Source organism: Chloroflexota bacterium (assembly GCA_034717495.1).
Lineage (GTDB): Bacteria > Chloroflexota > Anaerolineae > JAAEKA01 > JAAEKA01 > JAYELL01.
This window is the reverse complement of the sequence record JAYELL010000107.1, coordinates 20,742-42,989: the sequence shown is the minus strand read 5'-3', so window position 1 is coordinate 42,989 and position 22,248 is coordinate 20,742. Positions and strand designations below refer to the sequence as shown.

The 22,248-nt window shown below is 59.3% G+C and carries 17 protein-coding genes; 4 read left to right on the top strand and 13 right to left on the bottom strand.

The genetic code is table 11. The annotated features are described in order from the left end of the window. Positions 1 to 72: 72 nt before the first annotated feature. Genes U9R25_19095 through U9R25_19080 form a run of 4 tightly spaced genes read left to right on the top strand, consistent with a single transcriptional unit; the run spans position 73 to position 9,917 of the window. Positions 73 to 990 carry an ABC transporter permease gene (locus tag U9R25_19095; protein ID MEA3338001.1) on the top strand — a complete coding sequence of 306 codons (918 nt, stop codon included), beginning with the start codon at positions 73 to 75 and terminating at the stop codon, positions 988 to 990. Positions 991 to 999: 9 nt separating this feature from the next. Beyond that, positions 1,000 to 3,525, top strand: coding sequence for a M28 family peptidase (locus tag U9R25_19090; GenBank protein ID MEA3338000.1), 2,526 nt, complete (start codon positions 1,000 to 1,002; stop codon positions 3,523 to 3,525). Positions 3,526 to 3,531: 6 nt separating this feature from the next. Next, positions 3,532 to 4,809: a hypothetical protein gene (locus U9R25_19085; GenBank protein MEA3337999.1), complete on the top strand. Its 1,278-nt coding sequence runs from the start codon at positions 3,532 to 3,534 to the stop codon at positions 4,807 to 4,809. A gap of 38 nt (positions 4,810 to 4,847) precedes the next feature. Continuing rightward, positions 4,848 to 9,917: a M20/M25/M40 family metallo-hydrolase gene (locus U9R25_19080; GenBank protein MEA3337998.1), complete on the top strand. Its 5,070-nt coding sequence runs from the start codon at positions 4,848 to 4,850 to the stop codon at positions 9,915 to 9,917. Between the two features lie 164 nt (positions 9,918 to 10,081). Here the strand turns inward: U9R25_19080 and U9R25_19075 are convergent, their stop codons facing one another. From U9R25_19075 to U9R25_19015, 13 genes are all read right to left on the bottom strand, one after another. Then, on the bottom strand, positions 10,082 to 10,483 hold the full coding sequence (locus tag U9R25_19075; protein MEA3337997.1) for a hypothetical protein: 402 nt from the start codon (positions 10,481 to 10,483) through the stop codon (positions 10,082 to 10,084). Between the two features lie 11 nt (positions 10,484 to 10,494). Continuing rightward, complete coding sequence (locus U9R25_19070; protein ID MEA3337996.1) at positions 10,495 to 10,872, bottom strand: DUF971 domain-containing protein; 378 nt, start codon at positions 10,870 to 10,872, stop codon at positions 10,495 to 10,497. 18 nt (positions 10,873 to 10,890) lie between these two features. Further along, the gene (locus tag U9R25_19065) at positions 10,891 to 11,463 is read right to left on the bottom strand and encodes an SH3 domain-containing protein (protein MEA3337995.1); all 573 of its coding nucleotides are present in this window, start codon (positions 11,461 to 11,463) and stop codon (positions 10,891 to 10,893) included. A gap of 241 nt (positions 11,464 to 11,704) precedes the next feature. Beyond that, on the bottom strand, positions 11,705 to 12,154 hold the full coding sequence (locus U9R25_19060; protein ID MEA3337994.1) for a response regulator: 450 nt from the start codon (positions 12,152 to 12,154) through the stop codon (positions 11,705 to 11,707). Positions 12,155 to 12,405: 251 nt separating this feature from the next. Beyond that, complete coding sequence (gene serA / locus U9R25_19055) at positions 12,406 to 13,986, bottom strand: phosphoglycerate dehydrogenase (protein ID MEA3337993.1); 1,581 nt, start codon at positions 13,984 to 13,986, stop codon at positions 12,406 to 12,408. Between the two features lie 81 nt (positions 13,987 to 14,067). Continuing rightward, the gene (gene argS / locus U9R25_19050; GenBank protein MEA3337992.1) at positions 14,068 to 15,747 is read right to left on the bottom strand and encodes an arginine--tRNA ligase; all 1,680 of its coding nucleotides are present in this window, start codon (positions 15,745 to 15,747) and stop codon (positions 14,068 to 14,070) included. Further along, complete coding sequence (gene polA, locus U9R25_19045) at positions 15,744 to 18,581, bottom strand: DNA polymerase I (GenBank protein MEA3337991.1); 2,838 nt, start codon at positions 18,579 to 18,581, stop codon at positions 15,744 to 15,746. Before polA ends, argS begins: the two co-directional genes overlap by 4 nt. A gap of 15 nt (positions 18,582 to 18,596) precedes the next feature. Further along, positions 18,597 to 18,815, bottom strand: a complete 219-nt coding sequence (locus U9R25_19040; protein ID MEA3337990.1) for a hypothetical protein — start codon at positions 18,813 to 18,815, stop codon at positions 18,597 to 18,599. Positions 18,816 to 18,998: 183 nt separating this feature from the next. Continuing rightward, positions 18,999 to 19,778 carry a glycerophosphodiester phosphodiesterase family protein gene (locus U9R25_19035; protein MEA3337989.1) on the bottom strand — a complete coding sequence of 260 codons (780 nt, stop codon included), beginning with the start codon at positions 19,776 to 19,778 and terminating at the stop codon, positions 18,999 to 19,001. Beyond that, positions 19,775 to 20,377 (bottom strand): restriction endonuclease, encoded by a 603-nt coding sequence (locus U9R25_19030; protein ID MEA3337988.1) that lies wholly within the window; start codon positions 20,375 to 20,377, stop codon positions 19,775 to 19,777. Before U9R25_19030 ends, U9R25_19035 begins: the two co-directional genes overlap by 4 nt. 11 nt (positions 20,378 to 20,388) lie before the next feature. Further along, complete coding sequence (locus U9R25_19025) at positions 20,389 to 20,787, bottom strand: iron-sulfur cluster assembly protein (protein MEA3337987.1); 399 nt, start codon at positions 20,785 to 20,787, stop codon at positions 20,389 to 20,391. Positions 20,788 to 20,811: 24 nt separating this feature from the next. Beyond that, complete coding sequence (locus U9R25_19020; GenBank protein ID MEA3337986.1) at positions 20,812 to 21,663, bottom strand: 3-hydroxybutyryl-CoA dehydrogenase; 852 nt, start codon at positions 21,661 to 21,663, stop codon at positions 20,812 to 20,814. Positions 21,664 to 21,707: 44 nt separating this feature from the next. Next, positions 21,708 to 22,139: a hypothetical protein gene (locus U9R25_19015; GenBank protein MEA3337985.1), complete on the bottom strand. Its 432-nt coding sequence runs from the start codon at positions 22,137 to 22,139 to the stop codon at positions 21,708 to 21,710. Positions 22,140 to 22,248 lie beyond the last annotated feature (109 nt).

Below are 22,248 nucleotides of genomic sequence, written 5' to 3'. Positions count from 1 at the left end.
CGCGTGTTTGTGTACATAGGACGCGCGCCATTCCATGCAAGCTCCTGGTGAATCGTTCCCAAACCACCACCGATGATCTCATTCGCACTCCGTCGGGCCACCTTTATCCTCGTGGTCGCTATTGCCATCGTCTTCTTCGTTTTCCTGGGCATGCGTATGGCCCGCAATTCCACCGCACCCAGGCCCGATTACCGCATTGGCCGCCACGCCCAGGCTGCGGTGGGCGAAACGGAAACCTTTTTCATCAACCTGATAAAAGGAGACCTGGGCGCGGTGCAGGTCAGCCGTGACCACGCCACACCCATTACCGACATCCTTAAGGAAACTTATGTCAACAGCATGGGGCTGTTGCTTGCTTCTCTGGTCATCTCGACCCTGTTGGGCCTGTTGGTGGGCACCATTGCGGCGCTGCGACGAACATCGCTGGCATCCTTCGCACTGCTTTCGGCAACGGTCATCGGTATCTCGATTCCCTCTTTTTTCGTTGCCATGCTCCTGCAGATGCTCTCCATCAAGGTAGTGCAGAACTATGGGATACGCATCGCCTTCGTCGGTGGTTTCGGTTGGGATTGGCGGCACATGCTCTTCCCACTCATCGTGCTATCGGCCCGCCCGGTTGCCTACATCACACGCGTAACCTTTGTGACCCTTGGTGAAGTCCTGGGCCAGGATTACATTCGCACCGCAACGGCCAAAGGGCTTAGCCTCAGACAGGTAATCAACGGACATGCCCTGCGCAATGCCGCGGTCCCGATCTTCACGGCTGGAGCCATCTCGCTGCGCTTTGCCCTGGGCACACTACCAGTGGTCGAGTTCTTTTTCGGTTGGCCCGGCCTGGGCAATCGTCTACTACTTGGAATCCAGAACGGCGAGACGCAGGTGGTCGCTGCCCTGGCCCTGGCCCTGGGCACTACCTTTTTGCTGGTCAACCTGGCGCTGGACGTTATGTATCGTTTTATCGACCCCCGGCTGCGCGACCAGGCCGCCTGATGAACGACAATGACTGATCACGCACGCACGCTGAAACGGTTTCTAAACGGGAAACCGGATTTCAGCAACCTCCAGCTGCCGCCCAGGCCCGAGGACGAGGATCCGGGAACCAGGATAGCCCATTCCCGGCCGCGGGTCAGCGCTCGCAACCTGGTGATGAACTTGCCCCTGATGGTGGGCATGGTGATCGTGGTTTTTCTCTTTTTCATCACCCTCTTCGGCCCCCTTTTCGCACCGGAGAATCCTTATTTGGTTGGCACCACCAGCCTGACCATGGTGGAGGGCAAACTTCAGTCGCCTCCCTTTCCACCTTCGCCCCAACAACCCATGGGCAGCGATCAGTGGGGCCGGGATATTCTCAGCCTGCTGCTCTATGGCACCCGCAATACCATGGTTGCCGCCACCTTCATCACTATGGCAAGAGTGCTGCTTGGCACGATCCTGGGTATCCTTGCCGGCTGGAACGAAGGGGAGAGCATGGATCGGTTCATCATGGGCACGGTCGGCGTCACCACCGCGTTGCCATTGCTTCTGACCGGCATGATCCTTATCTTTGCCCTGGACATTCGCAAGGGAATCATCGTCTTTTTGATCGCCCTCTGTGTTGTTGGCTGGGGTGAGATCGCCCAGTATATTCGCGGCGAGTTCTTGGTGTTGCGCAACCGGCCGTTCATCGAGGGGGCCAGGGCCATGGGTCTGACAGGCTCCGCCATCGCCGTCCGGCACGTCTTGCCCAATATCCTGCCAGCTCTGATAGTCATCTCCCTCCTGGAGATGGGCGCGACCCTGATGCTGCTGGGTGAGTTGGGATTCGTCAGCGTGTTTATGGGGGGCGGCACCCAGCAGGAAAACATCTTCCAGGTCTCTGCGACCATTCCTGACATTCCCGAATGGGGCGCCATGATGGCCGACAGCCGCGTTTGGGCCCGCGGCCGCCCCTGGATGGTCTTATATCCTGCCATGGCCTTTTTCCTGGCAGTTCTCGGCTTCAACGCCATGGGCGAGGGACTACGTCGCCTGATCGAACACGCCGGCGTGAACACGGCTATGCTGCTGAGTAAACGCATGTTGGTGGTCGTCGTCATGGTGGTTGCCGCCACCTGGTATATCATCAACAATGTTGGGCCGGCGCCATCCTACGCCCGCCTGGCTCAGACCTTCGATGGGCAGGCTGCCCTGGCGACTGCCTCCGACATCCTTGAACTGGCAGACCCTGCCGGGCCGACAGAGTCCAGTGAAGGTCGACGGGCAGGCAGCGCCGGTCATGACGCAGTGGCGGACTATATCGCCGCCAGGTTCGAAGCATACGGCATGCAACCAGCCGGCGGCGGGCGCTCCTACTTTCAGAAGATCGAGACCGATCTGGTAAAGCCCCTGGGCACGCCGCAGCTAAGGCTTGTCGACCCGTCGGGACAGCTGGTGCAAAACTTTGATCACCAGATTGACTTCGGCGTGCGCATCGACGACCACGCCGGCAGTGGCGAGGCCCAGGCCCCCATCACCGCCATCGCCTTTGGTCGGCGCCGCTGGGACAACGAAAGCTACCGAGGGATGGATCTGCGCGATCGTATCGTGCTGGCGTTGGGCCACAACATGCCCGACGGCTTTACCACCGAAGCGTTGATCCGGGGAGCGCAAGCAGTCATCCTTGTCGAAGAGGATCCTCTGAAGTTGAGGAGTACTTTTCACCTGGCCGATGTGGAGAAGGATTACCTGCGACAACCTACCCTTCCGGTGCTGGCCCTGTCGCCCGACGCGGCCGATAGGTTATTGAAGGCCGGGGGGTCAAGCCTGGAAGCGCTGGAAGAGCAGGTCGCCGATCTGAGAGATTCGGGTGGCAGTGCGTGGCTCGAAGCCCCGCTTCCTGTACAGGCTGAAATCAAGGTAGAATTGACGGAACCGGAACGGGTTACGATAAACAACGTATTGGGCTACTATCCGGGCCAGGATGTGGCCCTCAACCAACAGCTGGTGGTGATCAACACGCATTACGATTCACCCGGTATCGAACCCGATGGCAGTGTCCGCTACGACGGCGCCAACGACAGCGCCAGCGGAATCGGTATCCTGATGGAGATTGCCCGGCTCTGGCACGAGCAGGATTATACCCCCCGCCGGACGGTACTCTTCGCTGTGTTGACCGGATCGGAATTGACCAAGTCGGGCGCCGAGTATTATGTCGAGAGTTATGGAGGACCAGTTGGACCACTAAACCCCGTCGCTGGATTCAACCTAACCCGGCTGGGAGCCGGCGGCGATGCCCTGGAAATCAGCCAGAGGCCGGAACGGGTCGCCGACCTGGTCGAACGCACTGCCAGCGACCTGGGCGTTGACGTCCGGCGGGGTGATCCCCTGCACCACGACTATCAACAGGTGTTGCGGCGTGAAATACCCAACATCGTCATCCAACGAATCGATTCAGAGATCGACATCCGCAGGGACACCATTGATCTTCTTTCAGCGGAGATGCTACAGGAAGCTGGTGCGGCGATAAACCTGGCCCTGATTGTGGTCAGCCGGGATGCAAGCTGGTGAGCAACCATGAACCTTAGACTGGCGTGGACAATCACTGGAATAGTGGCACTCATGTTGTTGGCAGGGTCTGTCTATTTGGCTGTACGCCAACGCGGCCTTGCTGAAACCGCCCAACCGGCAGGCATGGTCGAAGCAGTCGTGGAAAGTACCCAATCGGATACCGACCAGGCAATCGCAAGCCCGCCGCAAGCCCTCGGCAACGCCCGCAACGGGTTGATCGCCTTTGTCTCTGACCGAGATGGCAACGATGAGATCTACGTCATGCAGCCTGACGGCAGCGATCAGCTGCGTATCACCGAAAACGAGGGAATGGATGAAAATCCCTTCTGGCCTTCCGACGGATCCCGCCTGATCTGGACTCGGATCGAGGATACCAACGATAACGGTGTCTTCGGCGATTCCACCGACACAGTCAGCGTCCATTCGGCCACGCCCGACGGCGGCGACCGCCAGCTGATCATGCAAAAGAGGGGAGGCTGGGTGGAAAGCGGCGGTCATAGCCAGGATTTCACCAGGGCGGCCATTTTCTTCATCGAGGACAGCGACGAAAACAACGAAAGGAATGAGAACGATCAAGCCCAACTGCTGCTTTTTAATCCCAACGAAGCAGACTTGGAGCCGGTGGACCTCCTGGCCGGGCGCGCTGGCATTTCTATCAGCCAGGCCCAGAGCAACCTGGCCATTCTATTCTCCAACGATGGCAACACCCTTTTTCTGGCTTTGGATGGCGAGGATGGCCAGGGAATGTATGCATTTGCGCTGGATGGTGGACCACCCGAGCTGCTGATCGAAGGCACCATCCTGGACTCGGCGCTCTCCCCCGATGGCAGCCAGCTGGCGGTATTCAGAGAGATCGAAGACACGGGACGGCGACGACGGCGCCTGATTATCTACGAGCTGGAAACGGGACGCGATACGACCATGCTCATGGGTGGATTGGGCTTCGAGTTTCTCACCAGGATGTCCTGGCACCCCGACGGCAACCGTTTGATCTTCATGGGCGGCACAGGCAACTCAGCGCCCGACATCTACAGCCTGGATATCGCCGACGACGAGTTGACCAACCTGAGCCAGCGAGTCGCCGATCCTGCCTTTGTGCCCGTTTGGTCCCCCGATGGACGCCAGGCCGCTTTCGTATCCCAGCACTACACAGCCAGCGGTCGAGGCTTTGTGCCCGATGGCGACATGCTGATCCACCTGGTCGATGATCTGGGCAGCGCGACGACCCAGATCACCGAGGACCAGGGAAATAATAGCCAGCCAGCCTGGCAGCCAGTTTACTGAAGGAGAGAGGAAATCGAGCGTAGATTCGGTAGATAGTAATGACGAGTGAAAAACAAAAACCCCTACTCATCATTGCCTGGATACTCCTGACGGCTTGGGCCATGGGCCTGGGTTATTGGTGGTTCCAGCAAAATGAGCGAATCGATGAGATCACCAGGACGCCCGGTGAAATCTCCACCACCTCGAGCGCCAGTTCGGGAGAGTTGGTGCCGGCCGACGCTACAGGAAATGGCCAGGGCCAAACCGCGGCCCTGGCAGAATCCACCGGGATGGCTGGTCAGCCTTCCACTGCCAACACCCTCAACATCGGAACCACGCCGCTGCTCCGTGAACCTGGCAACGCCGCCCGCGAGGGAGATCACGAGGCTCTGGCAGAGGCATTTTCGGCAGAACAGGCCATGGAGCGCATCGGTATCCTTGCGGCGCCACCCTTCGATGGCCGCCGGCCCGGCACAGCAGGGGGCAGCGCGGCTGCCGAGTACATCGCCGACGCCTTTTCCCGTTATGATCTGCAGCCAGCCGGGGATCTGACCCGGGACGGCGAACGCAGTTTTTTTCAGGAATTCCCCCTAGACTACTTCATCGGCTACACCACCCCGCCTGTCCTCGAAATCTTCGACCCCAACGGTGAGGCCCTGGGACCCTACGAGTTTCGCACCGACTACAGCTCCTTTGTGCGCGATTACGCCGGCCAGGGGGAAGCCGAGGGTCCGCTGGTTTGGGCCAACTACTGCCGGCACGCCGACTTCGACCAGGTTGACGCGGTGGATACGATCGTGCTCTGCCGGCAAGGTGGCGCCGAGGATGTCACCCGCAACGCCATCGAGCATGGCGCTGCCGGCCTGCTATTGATCGGTGCACCGGACGAACGACCCATCGACCGCATTGGACGCTACCGAATTCCGCTGGTGCCGGTCCCCCTGCCTGCCTTCATCATAGAACCCGCGCTGGTCCATGATCTGCTGGCCGGCAGCGACCTCACCCTGGAAGATCTGACCATCCAGGCCCAGGGGACACCTCTGCAAACCCATGCTCACCTCCAGGTAGAACTGGAAGAAAAAACGGGTGCAATCGCGCGCAACGTGCTTGGTATCATTCCCGGTTCCGATCCCGATTTCGCCGGCCAGGTAGTAATGGTGGGCGGGCACTTCGATCACCTTGGGGATGACCCGGACGGGCTGCTCTGCACACGAGAGAATATCGACGGCGACGAGATCTGTCGCCGGGTCGATGGCGCTGTCTATTGGGGCGCCAACGACAACGCGTCGGGCATCGCCACTCTGTTGGAAATCGCCCGGGACTGGCAGGAGCAGGGTTTCGTGCCCCGCCGCTCGGTGGTCTTCGCGGCGTGGGACGCCGAGGAACAGGGACTGTGGGGCTCCAGCTACTTTGTCGAAAACCCGACGCTTCCTCTCTCCAGAACCGTGGCCTATCTCAACCTGGACATGGTGGGCGCAGGCAGCGATACCCTGGCGGTGGACGGAACTGGCCCGGTGGCCGATCAGTTCATCGCCCTGGCCACCAGCAAGGGTATCTCGGCTACCCTGGAGGATGGCGGGCGCAGCGACCATGTACCCTTCCGGGCTGCCGGCGTGGATGCCAGTATGATCATCTGGTTTGCCGACTACGCCGCAGACGACCCCGGACTGGCCCACTACCACCGTCCCATCGACCAGATCAACGTCATCGATCCGGATAAACTCCAGGCGGCAGGCGAACTGGCACAACTGGCCCTGTTTTCCTTTGCATCGGTGGAACCTGAACTCGAACAACTGCTTGATCAGCAACGCACAGCCATTGACCAGCGAGATATGGATGCCTTTCTGGATACCTTTGAGGCCGATCGGAGATCGCTGGCCGCAAGCTGGTGGCTCGATCTCTCTGTTGCTCCCCCGGAGCATCTCGATATCCTGCTTGCCAATCCGATTGTGGTCGGCGATGTCGCCACCGGCACGTTGCGCTACGAAATGCGCTCCCCCGACAGGGATGTAGTGCGACGATTCAGCGGACCAACCCTGTTCTCCCGGGAAACGGGCCGCTGGCTGCTGGATGGGCCTGCCCTGGAAGCGACGGCTAACCCATCCTTGATCCTCCATCACGCCTATCAACCGGACAGATTCGTCGACGAAGTACTCGAAATGGCCGGGAACAACTACGAGGCAGTGCGGGAACGGATGGGCATTTCCCGACAGGCGCCGCCCGGCGATTTCTATCTCCATCCAACCCGGGAGCGGTTGCAGGTCGCCGCAGGCCTGAACCTACCCAACAGCGTGGAAACCTGGGTCGTTGACAACAATGTCCACCTGATTGCCAGCTCACAGATCACCCGTACCGAAACCCTCACCACCGTCGTCACCCAGTTGGCCCTGGCGCAACTGGGCTTGCAGGAAGAGACGGCGCCGTGGCTGTGGCACGGGCTTCCCCTGCATTTCGCCAGTTCCGCCGGCCGTCAGGCTCAGCCAGGCCAGTATCTGGCCTCCCTGAAAGCCATGCTGGAGGACACCGTGCCCTACCAGATACACGATTTCCCCTCGCTGCGGGACCCTGCCGGCGGCAGTTCCGCGTGGCAGGCAGTCGCCTGGGCCACCACCGGTTTCCTCCTGCAGGAATACGGTGAGGAGATCGTCCCCGAACTGGCAAGAGCGCTGGCGGAGTCCAATGATCCCAGGCTTGCCTTCCAGCAGGTGCTTGGCCGATCCCCATCTGATTTCGACCAGGCCTGGCAAGCCCAATGGCGGGACCGCCTCCAACGAGCCGATAGGCAGATCGCCGAGCTGATGAATCGCCGGTCCCAGGCCATCTCCGAGGGCAACCAGGCTCTGTTCATGTCCACAGTGGCCACGGCGGACCCCGCCCTGCTTTCCGAGGAAGCTACCTGGTTCACTGCCTTGCTGGATGAGGCCAATCGTCCCGATGACCTGGAACTCACCGCCAGGCTGGATGGTTTGACCGCCGATGGCGCACTCGCAGCAATCAGTGCGACGTGGCAAGAGGATGGCGAACCAAAGCGGGCCACTTTCCAGGCGGTGTTCCCCGAACAGGAGAACCGCCTCCAATATGGCGGTCCGCAATGGCTTTCAACGGCAGGCGACCTGGTAACCCTGCGCTATCGCCATAGCAATCGCGATCTGGCCGAAGCATTGCTGCCACAGATTGAGCAGGCACATGCCTTGATCGGCGAAATACTGGGACTGCCTGCGGCTCCTGTGGTGGTTAATCTGTACAACAACGACAGGGAATTCGCCCTGGCGTCCGGTTTCACCGCGCCTGAAGCTCTCAAAACATGGACCGGCAATGGTCAATCGATCCGCGTCCTGGCCGAGGCCGGTGATCGGGCTTCTGATGTGCAGGATGTGCGTAACAGGCTGCTGGACAGCCTGGTAGAGCAGCTGCTTCTTCAGGCCGGGATCTCATCGTCGGCAGAAACGCAGTGGCTCCGCACAGGTCTGGGCCGCCTGGCCTTGCAATGGGTAACACCGCGCACCGGCTGGCAGCAGGCCGGCAGTCTTAGCGGTAAGGCAGCCAAGGCAGCTCAACGGGACAACTTATGGCCCCTGGCAGAGCTGCCCCTGCCGGCAAGCCTGGCCATCAGCGAGCGAGCGCTGGCCCGAGCTCAGGGATGGGATGCCACACGCTACCTGTTGAACACCTACGGCCGCCAGGGCCTGGATGATCTGCTGACCAGGCTTTCCGAAAGCACATCATTGATCGACGCGATACCGGCGGCGCTGGGCCTTTCACTGGCGGATTTCGAACAGGCCTGGAAGGAGTCCTCGGCTGCTTACCACATCCCGGCCGACTGGGTAACCCTGGCACGGGCATTCGATGGCGAGCGCGCCATGGGATCGATCGAAACCCTTGACAGTGAGCAGTACCAGGGCAGAGAAATCGGTACAGAAGGGGGCCGGTTGGCCGGTGACAGCATCGCCGCCCAGTTCCAGCAACTGGGTCTGGCTCCGGGCGGCGCTGATGGCTCCTACTTTCAGACCTTTGCCATTTCCCGGACCCAGCCCGCAGCCACGCCTGTCCTGGCCTTGCATCGCAACGGGGAAAGCCTGCCCCTGGTCTACCGCGAGGATTTCATGGAGTTCACGCAGGGCAACGGCCTGGGCGGCGACGTCAGGGAGCAGGTAGTGTGGGTCCGGGACTCTGACTATACCAACATGAACTTGGGCGGCAAGGTGGCGTTGCGCAAGCCATCGGAGGCATTGGACGAGGAAGTTCGCCGGGCAGCCGAGGCCGGCGCCGGCGCGTTGATCCTGGCCAACGACATTGGACCCAACGAGCTTCGCAGCCGGCGGCCGGTTGACCTTAGTCAGACGATATCGCCAACCCTGCCGGTAATGCAGTTGACCAAAGATGCCTTTGAAGCTCTGCTGGGTTTTGGCGAGATCACCCTGAGGGATTTGAACACGGCACCTGAGGTGTTGCGCCTCGACCTTGAAGCGGAGGCGCTCGTTCCCCTGGGTGAGCCCCAGGAGCAACAGGGCCGCAATGTGCTGGCCCTCTGGCCCGGGTCCAACCCTGAATTGGCAGACGAAGTCGTTGTCCTGAGTGCCCACTACGACGGCGCGGGTATGGGGCCGGACGGCACCCTCTATTCCAGTGCCAACGACAACGCCTCCGGTGTCTCTGTACTTCTGGAAGTAGCCCGAACCTGGAAGCAGCAGGGGATGGAACCCTCCCGATCGGTGCTCTTCGCGGCCTGGGATGGCGACGAGCTTGACCAACGGGGCTCGACAGTCTACGTGGCGCAACCGACCCTTCCCCTGTCGCAGACCCTGGGCGTCATCAACCTCGACAGCATCGCGGGGGGACAGGGGTTCTTCCCAACCTTCGAAGGGGATCGGCGTCGGGAATCATTGCTGCACTGGGCATTGTCCGCCTCCTCCGATGCGCTGGGCATTCGCGCTGACGTTCGTTCCAGCAAGGACGAAGGGGACCATACGCCGTTCCAGACGATGGACGTACCAGCCGTTTTGATGATCTGGGATGGTGCTGACGACGACATCAACAGCGTTCGTGACAGAGCCAAGTCGTTGGACATCGCCAAATTGCAGCGCAGTGGAGAGATCGTGGCGCTGACACTGCGTTGGCTAACCCAATAGATCAAGAGAGGCAACACCCCTGGGCATTCTGAATTTACAGAGGAGTCGAGGTTTCAGCCGGTGTTTTGTGGAAAAATCATGGAGCCGCCTGACCGTAAAGGCGCCGCGCACAGGCCAGACCCCAACGGCGAGATTCGTGGCAGGGCTACGACATCCTGGTCCCGCTATCCGCCTGCGGCCTTGGCCTTGAAACCTAAACCGTTCAGTATCTCCACGATTCGTTCCCGGTGGTCTCCCTGGATTTCGATGGTGTCCCCCTTGAGCGTCCCACCGGTGCCCAACTGGCTCTTGAGCTTTTTGAGCAGTGCTTTTTTGCCTTTAGTCCGACTCATCACACCGGTGATCACGCAGACAGTCTTGCCCCGCCGGCCTTTCCGATCCCGGAAAACCCGCACAGGCGTGTCCCGCTGAAGGGAGGGAACGGGCGCCCCGGATGGCCTGGAGGTCTGACGGTCCGTCGGAGCTGGCTCCGCCTTGGGCGGGGTCAAGCCCAGGCTTTCGGCGAAGGGATTGGGCGTATCATCGTCTCCCGAGGAATAGACTACCTTGTCGTCGCTCTTTGCCATGATCGTTCGCCCTATTCCAGGGTCCCGGCTTCCTCGGCCGCTTGACGCGCCTCAGCCTCACACTGATCACACGGACAGAGTTCCCGCAGAAACGACCATGAATATATCCCGCCGTTGTGGCCATCGGCCCAGGTAAGATTGAGCGCGTAGTTGCCGACCAGGTCAGCCCGCTTAATTTCCCATGTCTTGTCAGAAACCTGGTGCAGCGCCGCTCTGTCAACCGGCCCGCCCATATTTTCATGCCCGCCGCGACAATCGGCGCACGGACAGACATTTCGCAGACCACTGAGAGGGTAGTGACTTTGATGTCCATCCCCCCAGACAATCTCCAACCTTTGAGCCGGACGGTTCACCGTCAGATCCGCCGGTCGTTCACGATCAGAATTCATGCAGCCACTCCTCGCCCGCTATTCCAACGGAGTCAGCCAACGTTCGCTGCGGCTTGCCTCCGCGGCCCACCCCGAAACGCCGCCCCCGTCGGTCACCAACCACCAACGATAGCCGTTGACATCCACAGGGCCTTCCACCACCGAAAGCTGGGTATCCTGCTGAACCCGGTGATCGATCAACGAGTCCAGGCCGGGTTTCACCCTCAGCTTCAGGAAACCGGTGCTTTCCACCGTCACAATGACCTCATCACCGAGTTGAACAGGGCGATCGACCGGCTGCGTGCTGCCAATCTTGGGACTCAACCAAACCTGGGTGTCATCCCCCTCGGCTACCCAACCGCTCAACTCGTTGTTGCCCACCCGCCACCACCGATAGCCATCGACATCGACGGGGCCTTCCAGGATGCTGAGCAAGGTGCCCGGTGCATAGCGCCCCATGCGCTCACCTTCAACGGATGGACCCTTGCGCACGTTCAGGCCCTGGGCCGCCGCAACTCGCGCGGGTTGCCCAACAATTATCTCGGTGCCGGGTACGGGGGTTGGTGTGAAAGTCGCCGTTGGAACCACCCGCGTCGGAACCGAGGTAGGCAACTTTCGCGTTGGTGTGGGTATGGGCGTATTCTGAGTCTGAGCAACTTCAACAATGGGTGTAGACGAGGGTTTCTGAGGTATGGGGGTTGGTCTCGGCGCAAAGCTCCCGCAGGCAAGACTCACCGCGGCCAGCACCAGAAAAGGCACTATGATAGGTCGCCAATTGGAGGATGATCGACTGGCACTGCGCATGATGCGGCAGTATACCACAGAGACGCCTCAGCAGCAACCTTTTTTCTCTTCAATCTACCGGGTCCCGCTTCAGGAACCTGTTCACCAGTTCAATGAATTCGCGAAGGCTGTAGGGTTTGTTCAGATAACCGTCGCAGCCGGCATCAAGAGCTCGAATTTCATCCACCGGATGGGCACGCGCGGTCACCGCCACAACAGGAATGTCTCTGGTCAGCGGATCTGACTTGAGCCTTTTTATCGCTTCCAGGCCGTCCTGATCAGGTAGAGACAGGTCCATGAGGATAAGTGACGGCTGGTGCTCCCGGGCCATCGAAATCCCGCCGGTCCCATCCGCTGCCTCCATGACCGAACAGCCCTGGTGCTCGAGAACGCGCCGAAGGAACGCTCTCATGTCGGGGTTGTCTTCGATTACCAGAACCTGAGGTTCAACCTCCCCAGGTCTCTGGAAGATGTTGTCCTTCCCATCATTCTCTGGCGATTGAGCCTGAGCTGCAGTCATCGCGGATTCCCTCCAAAGGGCGGACTTGTGCGTCCGCTTTTCCAACACTTAACCAGGCCCTGCGCGGCAAAATCCCACCCGCGTACGCACAAGGGCCCCCTTCTATTTGCAAACCCTTAACAGCATACCATGTTTCGGCGCTGTTTGCACTAGTACGCTGGTACTATTTTCTGATCCCAAAAACTCAGTCGATGCGATGCGTGACGGAATGCCGTCGCGAAAAAACAGACGAGTCTCGCCTGGATTTCCTGTCAGAGCTCCAGGGCCTTCACCCAATAGTTGTGAGGCATGGCCAGGATCTGCGGGAATAGTGCCTCCGGAATAGGGTCATCCAGCCCGAGCACCATGATGGCTTCACCTCGCGGCGAGCGCCTTCCCACGTGCATGAAGGCGATATTGATATCGTTCTCGCCCAGGATAGTTCCAATCCTGCCGATGATTCCTGGACGGTCGTAATGCCAGGTCAACAGGAAATGGCCTCTGGCTTCAAAATCGACCCACAGGTCGTCGATGGCAACGATGTGGGGTACCCCTTGAAGAACCGAACCCCGCACCATGCTGGAACGATCCCCGTTGGTTACCGCCAGGGTCAACATGTTTTCGTACCGTTCCTCATGATGCCGTTGCCGTCGTTCCGACAGGATCAAACCGCGCTGGCGCGCAATATGTCTGGCATTGACCAGGTTGATGCGCTCCGTCACCACATTGTCGAGCAGCCCCTTGAGAGCGGCTGCCTGCAGGTAGCTGCTGTCGAAATTGGCGATCGGTCCGTGCACGGTCAGTTCCATGGAGCCCAGTACACCCGGTTCGAACTGGGTGAGCAAGTGCCCCATGCGCTCCACCAGGTCAACGAAGGGTATCAGGATTTCCAGATCCTTGGGAGGAATGATCGGCATATTGATGGCGTGCATGGCGGGCTTGCCCTGCAACACGGCCAGAACTTGATCGGCGACATCCACGGCAACCTGTTGCTGGGCCTCGTGAGTCGATCCGGCAATGTGCGGCGTAAGCACCACTTTGGCATGGTCCAGAAGGGGATTATCCACCGGGGGTTCCATGGAAAACACATCCAGGGCTGCGCCGGCCACCCTGTCCGCATCGAGGGCCTCCAGCAAGGCAGCCTCGTCAACAATACCCCCTCGAGCGCAGTTGACGATTCGCACCGTCGGTTTGCAGCGCCCGAATTCCGTTGCTCCCAGTAGATTCTTCGTCTGCTCGGTCAGCGGGATATGGATCGAGATGAAGTCTGCGCTCGCCACAAGCTCTTCGAAGGGAAGCAGCTCTACGCCGAGACGCGCCGCGTACTCCTCTCCCACGTATGGATCGAATGCGACTACTTCCATGCCAAAGGCCTGGGCCCGCGTGGCCACCAGGGATGCGATTCTCCCCAGGCCAAGCAACCCTAACCGTTTGTCATGTACCTCGACACCCATGAAACGAGTGCGTTGCCATTGACCGGAACGCACCGATTGGTCGGCCTGGGGCACGTTGCGAGCCAACGCAAGCAAAACGGTGACAGCATGCTCTGCCGCGGCAACGGCGTTGCCAGTCGGCGCATTGACCACGGTGACGCCCGCCTGAGTTGCCGCGGCCACGTCTATATTGTCCACGCCGACGCCTGCCCGCCCGATGACCTGCAATCGCCCACCAGCCTGAATCACTTCGCTCGATACCCGCGTCCGGCTGCGCACGATCAAACCGTCGAAGCCGGGAATAGCTGCCGTCAATGTCTCGGCTGAGATAGATGGATCGAATACCACCTCGACATGTGGTTCGAGATGGGCAATACCCTCGGGAGCCAGTTTATCGGCGATTAAAACCCTGTCTCTCACTGCAACCTCTGCCATTGACAATTAACTATTGACCACAAGGTCCCGCAGCGAAGCGGAGTGGATTGACCGTTTGCCATTATCCTACATCCGTTCCGGTGCCGTCACTCCCATCAGATTCAGAACCCGCGCCAGGGTGATTCGTGCAGCCTCACTGAGCCGAAGCCTCGCCTTACTGACCTCCAGGTCGGATGGATCGGTTGAGATCACCCGGCAATCCCGGTAAAAGGTATGGAACTGCGTCGCCAGCGACCTGGCATAATGACTCAGGTGATGGGGAGCCAACTGCTCCGCGGCAGTCACGACCTCCTCAGGCAGTTCGAGCATCTTACGAATCAAGGCCAACTCCGACGGATGTCTGAGCAGGCTCAGATCACCGTCGGCATAAAGATCGGGGCTAAGGCCCTCTTGCGCAGCCTTGCGCAAAATCGAGTTGATGCGGGCATGCGCATACTGGACGTAGAAAACCGGGTTTTCACTGCTCTCCTGAACGGCCAGGTCCAGGTCAAAGGTCATGGGACTGTCTGGCGACCGGGTCAGCAGCGTAAAGCGCACCACATCCTTGCCGGGGATCAATTCGGTAGTCACTTCGTCCAGCAGTTCGTCGATCGTTACGAATTCCCCCTTCCGGGTGGACATTTTGACCTCCTGTCCCTCCCGAATCAGGGTAATGAACTGGTGCAGGATAACCTTGATCTGTTCGGTATCGTAGCCCAGCGCTCGAACGCCCGCCAGGACATCGGGCCAGGTGGCATGATGATCCGCCCCGAATATATCGACGACGTATTCGAAGCCTCGCTCCAGCTTGTCCACGTGGTAGGCAATATCGGGCATTCGATAGGTCGGTTCGCCGCTGGACTTGATGATCACCCGGTCTTTTTTGAGACCCAGATCGGAGGTGCGCAGCCAGACCGCCCCATCTTTTTCGTAGGCATATCCGCTGTTGGTCAGCTTCTGTACCGCCCCATTGATCTTGCCCGTTTCATACAGATCGAGTTCGTTGTAATAGACATCGAAATGAACATCCAGGCGCTCGAGCGTGGATCGGATGTTGGCGAAGATCGCCTCCTCCGCCTTCTTGCGGAAGAAATCCGCACTTTCGTCGGCAAGCGATTTGCCATGTTCAGCATACAGACCTGCTGCAATCCAGCGAAGATAGTCCCCCTGATAACCATCCTCAGGAATCGCTTCGAGCTGGCCCAACAGTTCCATGTATCGAACTCGCAGACTCTCGCCGAGCAGACGCATTTGTCGCCCGCCATTGTTGAAATAGTATTCCCGGGTCACATCCCAACCGGTGGCCTCCAACAGAGTACCAATGGAATCGCCCAGCACGGCACCCCAGGCGTGTCCGATCGTAAGGGGGCCGGTCGGGTTCGCGCTGACGAACTCCACCTGCGCCTTGCGTCCCTGGCCGGCATCTGAATTCCCGAATGTTTCGGGCTCCGATTCTATCCCTGCGACCTGCTGGGCCAGCCACTCCTCGTCCAGGGTAACGTTGACGAAGCCCGGGTGAGCGATGTCCAGCTTGCCAACAAAGTCCGCCTCGGGAAAGCGTTTGATGATCTGCTCCGCGATCTTGACCGGCGCCATCCTGGCCAGGCGAGCAGACTTCATGGCGATATTACAGGAATAATCGCCATGCGCCGGGTTTTTTGGATGTTCAACCTCGATCTCGGGGATGTCGAATTTGGGAAGATCCCCCTTTTTCTGCGCCTTTTTGATGGCTTTCCCGAAAAGAACGATCAGTTCATCTTTTATCACGTGGGCATCGTCTCCATCTCGTACCAGTTGGGCCCAACCTTGGCATCGACCTGCAAGGGTACATCCAATCGGTAGGCTTCTTCCATTGTCTCTCGCACCAAAGGCACAACCTCCGCCAGTTCCTCCTCCGGCACCTCGAGCACCAATTCATCGTGGACCTGCAACAACATCCGGCTTCTCAGGCCCCGTTCCTGCAGCTCCCCGTGCAGACGGATCATGGCGATCTTGATGATGTCGGCTGCCGTGCCTTGAATGGGATGGTTGATGGCTGCGCGCTCCGCCCGCTGCTGCTCGTTACCCCGCCGGCCACCCTTCAGCGCCGGAAAATAGCGGCGCCGGCCCAACAGCGTTTCCACATAGCCATGTTCTCGAGCGGCAGCGATGGTCTCGTCCACATAGCCACGGATGCCGGGATAGGTCGCGAAATAAGTGTCCAGGAAAGCCTGCGCTTCTGCGCGGCTCAGATCGGTGCGGCGGGAGAGGCCAAAGGCGCTTACGCCATAACTGGTGGCGAAATTGACCATTTTGGCGATGCTGCGCTGCTCCGATGTCACCTGATCGAGCGGCACATCGTAGATTCTGGCCGCGGTACTGCGATGGATGTCCTCGCCAGCTCTGAATGCCGCCAGCATGTTCCTGTCTTCTGAGATGTGGGCCAGGATTCGCAGTTCCACCTGGGAATAGTCAGCCGCCAGCAAAACGGTTCCCGGCTCGGCCACAAAGGCCCGACGAATCTGGCGTCCCAGCTCGGTGCGAATGGGAATGTTCTGCAGATTGGGATTGCTGCTGCTGATCCGGCCCGTCTCGGCGCCCGTTTGATTGAAGCTGGTATGCACCCGACCTGTCTGCGGGTTGACCATCTGGGGCAACGCGTCGACATAGGTGTTCAACAGTTTGGTCAACTGGCGCTGCTCCAGAATAAGATCGATGACCGGATGCTGCCCCCGAAAACCCTCCAGCACACCGGCGGCGGTCGAATAGTGTCCAGACTTGGTTCTTTTGAGACCCCGGGTTGGCAACCCCAACGTTCCGAACAACACATCCGAAAGCTGCTGCGTGGAATTGATATTGAAGCGATATCCCACCAACTGATGGATCTGTTCCTCGATCTCCACCAGCCGTTTCCTGAGGCGATTGGACATCTCGTGCAGATAATCGGCATCCAGTCCGATTCCGGCCGCCTGCATATCGACCAGAACCGGCACCAGGGGCATCTCAAGGTTGCGGAACAGATCGGTCAGCGCCAGGGCTTCAAGTTCCTCCCGCAGGATAGACACAAGTTGCCAGGTCATATCGGTGTCGGCCGCGGCATAGCCGGCCGCAGCAGCCATCGGTACCAGGTCCATCGTAATCTGATTGCGACCGCTGCCCAACAACGCGCTGATGGCAGTCATCTCCACCCCCAGCCGCTGCCAGGTTAGATTCTTGAGACCCAGATTCATGCTGCCGGGGTTGATCAACCACTCGGCGATCATGGTATCAAACAGGGGCCCCGATACCTGGATTCCATATCGACCCAACATCGTCAGATCGTACTCGGCGTTGTGGGCGGCCTTCTCGATGCGGGGATCTTCCAACACCGGTTTCAAGGCGGAAATGACCCTGTCCAGCGCCAGTTGCTGCGCTGTTTCGCCGGACTCGCCGGCGCCGGAATCCTTATGACCGACCGGGACGTAGACCGATTCTCCCTCGGCCCAGGCAAACGAAATGCCCACCAATTCGGCGGTCTGTGCGTCGGTGCCCGTTGTCTCCGTATCGAAGGCAATCAACTGGGCATCCTGCAGCATCGCAACCAGTCGCTCCAGCCCTTCATCGCTGACAACCATGCCATAGGGCAGGGCAACTGCTTCGGCATCACCGGGCGAGGCAGCGACAGTCGCAGCAGATTCCGCCATCTCGGAGAAGAGGGCCAATTGACCGGTGGGTGTCACGGTGGGGGGCGGGCTCTGGGCCTCCTTGGAGCGGCTGCTCGCGGGGAGACGATCAACCAAACTGCGGAACTCCAGGTCGCGGAAGAGAGATACAACTTTCACTTGATCGTAGTCGCGGGTGCGGCAGGCGTCGAGATCAAGGGTCACGCCGGGAACATCGGTAACGATCGTGACCAGTTCTTTGCTGAGGAAAGCGTCCTCCCGCCCCGCTTCCAGGGCGCTTCGGGTGCGCTTGGCCGTGATCTCGTCCAGGTTGTCGTAGATATTCTCCAGCGTGTCATACTGCTGGAGCAGGTTGGTTGCCCCTTTTTCGCCGACTCCACGAACCCCCGGCACGTTGTCCGACTTGTCACCTACCAACGCCTTGAAATCGATGATCTGTCCTGGCCCCAGGCCATAGCGTTCCTGAACCTTATCGGGATCGTAAATAATCGTATCGCTGAAGCGACGCCCGCTGGTGAGCACATGGGTCCAGTCGGTAACGCACTGTACGATATCCCGGTCACCGGTGACAATCATCGTATTGACTGGCACATCGTCGGCTTGCTTGGCCAGAGTGCCGAGGACATCGTCGGCCTCGTAGCCTTTCCGGGTGAAAATCGGAATATTGAGCGCCTCCACAATCTCCTGGATTCTTTCGATCTGAAGACGCAGATCGTCGGGCATGCGCTCCCGGTGCCCCTTGTAATCGGGATATTGGCGATGGCGGAAGGTCTCACCCACGTCAAAAGCAACGGCCACGTACTCCGGAGCCTCGTCACGCAGCACGTTGAGCAACATGGAAAAGAAGCCGAAGGTGGCGTTGGTGGGTTCGCCGTCGCGGGTTGACATCCCGGGTGGCAGGGCGTGATAGGCCCGGAAAGCCAGGGAATGCCCGTCGATCAGGATAAGTTTCTCTGTCATGATTGGACCGATGTCCTATTCGTCAAGCTCGATCGCGCCGGCAGCGATCAGTTCCTTGACCTGCGGCAAATCAGCGACTTCGGGCGTCATGCGAAAGCTGCGACCGATATCCAGGCGAAATTGACCGGTGGGCAGGTCAAGCAGGATATTCTTGTCGCCGACATTGCGAATGACCACCGACTTGCGGGGATCCCAATCGTATTCGAGAGTGTTCTTCTTTTTTGCTGCGGACACAACAGACTCCGGATGAAAAATGAGGCATGGCAACGCGGGCGCAAAACCTGGCCCTGTCCATGCGCGAAAACAGCTATCAGGCGCTGGCTATTTTATCCCGGGACCCCTGGAAAGTCAATCGCTCCTTGCGGAAGGGCGCAGGGTTGCCGAGGCAGAATGTCAACATGTCATTATGTCATCATGTCACGATTCGCATTTTGACTTTTTGACATCTTGAAATATTGACATCAAAACGCCGGCCGGCTGATCGGTAATGATACCATCAACGCCCAGATCGACCATCGCCTGCATTTCCGCGGGTTCGTTGACAGTCCAGGTGTTGACCGCCTGCCCCGCCTGTCGAGCCTGCTGCACCAGGTCCGGCGTCACCTGGGAGAAATGGGGATGCAAGTCCTGGAGGCGCAGAAAGTGCCGGGGCCAGGCAGTGCCCAACCACAGCGGCATGTGGGGCGCATAAAGCAGGCCCAGTGGAATCTGGTGATCCATGCGGGCGATTCGCCAAAGTGCTGCCGGGTTGAAGGAAGAGATGACCGTGCGCTCATACAGGTTCCAGTTTCGCACCACGTCCACAATGGCGTTCTCCAGACCGTCCGATGCCCAGGTGGACCGTTTCGCTTCGATGTTGATCCAGCAATCCCGCGGCAAGGAGGCAATCACTTCGTCCAGGGTAGGAATTGGCTCGCCCGCGAATTGCGGACCGAAGTGGCTGCCGGCGTCCAGTTCCTTCAAGCGGGCCAGAGGCCATTCGACCAGCTTGCCGGGAACCCCTGTGATTCGCTGCAAATCGTCATCGTGGAAAACGAGCAGATGACCATCCGACGAACGCTGCACATCCAGCTCCACCCCGTCGGCACCCACTTCGATGGCGACGCGAAACGCCGCGAGGGTGTTTTCCGGCGCCAACCCCTTCGCTCCCCGGTGGCCCACAATTCGGGGCCGACTTCGCGCAGGAGCAAGACTCACAAGGTCCCTTCGCCTGATGCCAGCTGCACCAGCTGCTGACCATCGATCAATTCAATCGGTTTTCCCACGGCCCATTGTTCCGCTGCCTGGCTGAAGCGACCGGTGGTGACCAGATATCCCTGATTCACATCCTCGTGCTGCATCGCGCCGTAGAGGTCTCGAACCGCGGGCTCGCCCACCGTTCCCGAATAGCGCTTGCATTGTACCAGGGCCTGCGTGCCGTCTGGGGCCACAATCCGCAGGTCGATACCGTGATCGGACGAATCCGGCGTATTTTCAACCCAGTATCCCCGCTCCTCGAACAGTTCCTTCACCCACACCTCAAACTCCGAGGGAGACATCTCCTGGAGAACGGGCAGCAGGTCCTGTTCTTCGGGCAGTGCAGGGCTTTCCGGAGTTGGCTGCAGTCGCCGCCAGATATATAACGCCCATCCGATAATCAGGGCAATGGTATGCACCACAATTACAGCCAGGAACAGATAACGCAACAGGACCTGGTCCGGCCCGGCAAACCACTGGTCCGTCAGGATGAACCAGCCGACAATGGCACTGATTATCCAGGGCACTGAGAGCAACACGAGAGTTCGGGTACGAGGCAAGGGTGGCTCCTTCATCTAATGCTAATGCGGCGCATCAGGCCTTTGATCAGGCGATCAATGCCCGAGCCAGATCGTGGCATGGCAGGTGGTGGGGGCTCCACCGATGGCAATCCCAGCACAACCTTGATACGATCAGACATATCGTAGGGCGTCCAGAGACCATCCCTGACGAGTTTGATCTCCATGTTTTTTGCACCGGTTGCCACGGCCACTTGTGCGCGGACCTCCTGCAGGATGGCTGCTGCAGGAGGATAGTCCTCGGAGGGCAACCGCAGATCGATCTGGATAGCGCCAGACCCATCGGTACGCACAGAGCGCACATAGCCCAGATCGACGATGTTCTCGCCCAGGGCTGGATCAGTAACCGAAATCAATGCAGCGTCTACGGTTGTCTGGTCCAAACCTGTCATGACACCGCCTGGCAAGAGTGGGAACTATCCATAGTCATAGAATCCGCGGCCAGCCTTGCGGCCCAGGTGTCCCACAGCAATCATCTGGGTTAGCAGAGGTGGCGCCTTGAAACGAGCTTCGCCGTAGGCATCGAAAAAGGTGTCGGCCACGTGGGCGACAACGTCGAGTCCGATGAAATCACACAACGTCAGAGGTCCCATGGGGTGGCCGGCCCCCAACCTGAGCGCATTGTCGATATCTTCCTTGCTGCCAAGCCCCTGTTCGTAGGCCCGGATCGCATCGATCAAAAAGGCCAACAATAGACGATTGACGATAAAACCGGGGGTGTCGCTGGCCAGAACGGTGGTCTTGCCCAACGACTCGGCGAAGGCCCTGGCTCGCCCCACCGTCTCCTCGGAGGTCAATACCGTGGGCACCACTTCGACCAGTGGCATGACTGGCACCGGATTAAAAAAGTGCAACCCGATGACTCTGTCACCCCGATCGGTTGCCGTGGCAATCGAAGAGACCGAAATCGACGATGTGTTGGTTGCCAGAATCGCGTCGGGCTGGACGATCTCGTCCAACATCGAAAAGATATGTTGTTTGGTCTGAATATCCTCGAAGACCGCTTCGATCACCAAGTCGTTGTCGCGCAGATTCTCCGTTGCCGTACAGCCTGAGATGCGGGCCAGAGCCGCCTCTTTTTCCTGTTCAGAAATCTTGGCCTTTGCTACGGCCCTGGCGAGAGACTTCTCGATCCTCGCCAGTCCACCATCGAGCAGCGACTGGTCGATTTCATAGACGACCACCTGGTAACCCGCACGGGCACAGACTTCGGCGATACCCGAACCCATCTGGCCACAGCCGCAAACCCCCACCTTGTTGATCGCCATCCCTCTCTCCTTGTCACCAGTTCAGAACGGGCACCCCGCCGGCATCAGGAAACGCGGCTGGTCGCTATCTGAATCTTGTCCATTAATTCCTCGATCATCTGCCGGTGGCGGCGCTCCATCAGAGACAACGCCTGCCACAACACCTGGACTTCCTCGACCTCTTCAGATGCCTCCAGGGTTTGGTACCACTCCAGCGTATTATTGGCGCCGACCAGCAAAAAGTTCAGCTTGCTGGCAGTGCCCTTTCGACGAGCCCCTTGGGCCAGCAATGTCTCATTGATGCCAGCCAGTTTCGGATCTACCTCCAGACGCCGCATGGTACCACTGATGGATGCGATGGCATCCTGCGTTTCTTGAATCAAGACCTCGAGCAGTTCGGCAAAATCGCTCTTGGGGCGCCAGCGCAGGTAGCCTTGATAGATAATCAGGTAGGTTCGGCGCGCTCGCAGGCTTGCCAGAAGGTTTCCGGGCTGCATTGTGCTTTCTTTTCGGGAGAGTGGCATATCGGCAGTCATCAGTGATATTATACAACTGGTTCAAAATTCCTCAAAAGTACAGTCCTGTTCTTCGCCCGACCCTCTTCCT

Bases quoted from the DNA above. Each gene is read 5' to 3' on its own strand.
- polA (MEA3337991.1), bottom strand. From the start codon at position 18,581: ATGACAGAGAAACTTATCCTGATCGACGGGCATTCCCTGGCTTTCCGG.
- U9R25_19080 (MEA3337998.1), top strand. From the start codon at position 4,848: ATGACGAGTGAAAAACAAAAACCCCTACTCATCATTGCCTGGATACTC.
- U9R25_19090 (MEA3338000.1), top strand. From the start codon at position 1,000: ATGACTGATCACGCACGCACGCTGAAACGGTTTCTAAACGGGAAACCG.
- U9R25_19020 (MEA3337986.1), bottom strand. From the start codon at position 21,663: ATGGCGATCAACAAGGTGGGGGTTTGCGGCTGTGGCCAGATGGGTTCG.
- U9R25_19015 (MEA3337985.1), bottom strand. From the start codon at position 22,139: ATGCAGCCCGGAAACCTTCTGGCAAGCCTGCGAGCGCGCCGAACCTAC.
- U9R25_19085 (MEA3337999.1), top strand. From the start codon at position 3,532: ATGAACCTTAGACTGGCGTGGACAATCACTGGAATAGTGGCACTCATG.
- U9R25_19025 (MEA3337987.1), bottom strand. From the start codon at position 20,787: ATGACAGGTTTGGACCAGACAACCGTAGACGCTGCATTGATTTCGGTT.
- U9R25_19075 (MEA3337997.1), bottom strand. From the start codon at position 10,483: ATGGCAAAGAGCGACGACAAGGTAGTCTATTCCTCGGGAGACGATGAT.
- U9R25_19070 (MEA3337996.1), bottom strand. From the start codon at position 10,872: ATGAATTCTGATCGTGAACGACCGGCGGATCTGACGGTGAACCGTCCG.
- U9R25_19060 (MEA3337994.1), bottom strand. From the start codon at position 12,154: ATGACTGCAGCTCAGGCTCAATCGCCAGAGAATGATGGGAAGGACAAC.
- U9R25_19095 (MEA3338001.1), top strand. From the start codon at position 73: ATGATCTCATTCGCACTCCGTCGGGCCACCTTTATCCTCGTGGTCGCT.